This is a genomic window from Nocardia sp. NPDC004722, assembly GCF_053601505.1.
Genome location: NZ_JBSGBY010001063.1, coordinates 1 through 1424 on the forward strand (window position 1 = coordinate 1; position 1424 = coordinate 1424).

Sequence of the window (1424 nt, forward strand, 5' to 3'; positions counted from 1 at the left end):
GTCGCGCATTAGTCGACGCAACCGGGGTTCCTCGACGTCGAACCACCGCCGCGCGTCGCTCGCGCGTTCGGGGATGTCCAGCGCGGCGGCCCAGTCGGCGGCCCGGACGGCGTGCCGCCGGACCAGTTCCGCGCAGGCGGCGCTCCAGGCGGGCGTCGCGCGGATCTCGCCGCGGGTGGGGTGTTCCGGTACGCGCGACAGGCGGCATCGGCCCGCACCGATCGGCACGACCATGCGGTGGGTCATCAGATCGTCGAGCACGTCGGTGGCGGCGGCCTGCTCGAACATGTCCGCGGCGGTGCCGGTCACCGATTCCGCCGGCAGCCGCGAGGCGGCCGTCGACGCGACCGCGAGCACCTCGAGCAGCATCTCGATCTCGTAGTCGTGCATGGGAAGTTCACGCAGGAGCGCGCCGTAGGGGTGGCGCGGGAGCCGTGGATTCGGGCGCGGGGCTCGCATGCTCGGCCAGGGACCACCCGGTTCGGGAAGATCGGTCGGCGGGGTGCGCGCGCCGACGGAGTACTCCCGGGTGGCTCGGACGATGGCGAAGACGCCCGCCGCCACCACCAGCGGCAGCGCCACCCAGCCGAGCGGAACGAATACCCGGGTGACCACCGTGTTGTGCCGGAACGCCTCGGGGAACAGACTCTGGAAGAACGCCCCCGTCAGCCCGAGGGAGGACAGCAGCGACCCGCCGACCAGCCGTTGCCACACACTCGATTTGGGTGTCGCGATCAGGGACGATTCGGCGGGAGCGGGCGGGTTCGGGTTCATCGCAGCGCTCCCCCGGCCAGTCCGGGCATGACGAACCGCCGCCAGCACAGCAGCAACAGGGTCACCGGAACCACCGCCGAGATCAGCGCCCCGGCGGCGAGTTGCGCGGAGTTCTCGTTGAATTGGCGTGCGTCGCCCCACAGCAGCACCGACCACGGGCTCGCGCCCGGTCCACCGATCAGCAGGCCGATGAAGAAGTCGTTCCACACCTGGATGAACTCCAGCACCGCGACCGCGCCCAGCGCCGGACTCGCGGTGTTCAGCAGGCGGCGTCGGACGACCCCCGCGGGCGCGAACCCGTAGAGCGCGTCCGCGGCGGGGCTGTACGCGGGCGCGAGGAGCGCGCCGCGCAGGATCAGGATGGCGATGGGCAGTCCCGCGGCGGCGTGGGTGACGATGAGCGGCACCGGATTTCCGGTCGGCCCCAGCACGGTGACCAGGCGGTGCAGCGGTCCCAGGTACATCTGCGCGGGCAGCACCGTCAGAATCACCAAGGCGGGCACCACGATTCGCGATACGAACCCGGTGCGCAGCCCGGCCAGCCGATGCGCCACCGGCAGCGCGGCCACCACGACCGTCGCGGTGGCGAAGAACGCGACCACCGCGGTCGTGCCGAGCGCCCGCCAGAGCGCGCGGTCGCCCAAGGCGAG

At 72.3% G+C, this 1424-nt stretch carries 2 protein-coding genes; both read right to left on the bottom strand.

Features of this window, described 5'->3' with window-relative positions:
- A partial coding sequence (locus ACWELQ_RS45665) for a hypothetical protein (RefSeq protein WP_452403186.1) occupies positions 1–774 on the bottom strand: 774 nt, incomplete at its 3' end.
- The coding region (locus ACWELQ_RS45670; RefSeq protein ID WP_452403187.1) for a hypothetical protein at positions 771–1424 on the bottom strand (654 nt) is incomplete at its 5' end. The genes ACWELQ_RS45670 and ACWELQ_RS45665, both read right to left, overlap by 4 nt.